The sequence below is a fragment of the Escherichia sp. AM3 genome (assembly GCF_032029835.1).
Lineage (GTDB): Bacteria > Pseudomonadota > Gammaproteobacteria > Enterobacterales > Enterobacteriaceae > Escherichia > Escherichia coli.
The window spans coordinates 1-251 of the sequence record NZ_JAVUPQ010001164.1 but is presented as its reverse complement, the minus strand read 5'-3'; the positions used below and the strand labels follow the sequence as shown (position 1 = coordinate 251).

Below are 251 nucleotides of genomic sequence, written 5' to 3'. Positions count from 1 at the left end.
CCTCTTTTCCGCTCGCGGTGGCCGCCAGCATTAACAGCACCGCCGCCGCGTTGTTATTCACAATGCAGGCATCTTCCGCGCCGGTGATCTGGCAGAGAAGATCCGCCAGTGCGCGATCGCGATGCCCACGCCCGGCGCCGTCCAGATCGTACTCCAGCGTCACCGGCGAGCGCATGGCACGGGTGACGGCCTCTGTTGCCTCTTCGGCCTGCTGTGCCCGGCCCAGATTGGTGTGCAGAACCGTGCCTGTC

1 pseudogene is annotated in these 251 nt (G+C 65.7%); it reads right to left on the bottom strand.

The annotated features are described in order from the left end of the window. Nucleotides 1–251, bottom strand: a pseudogene (locus RTW80_RS30165) (L-seryl-tRNA(Sec) selenium transferase); the annotation flags it as partial.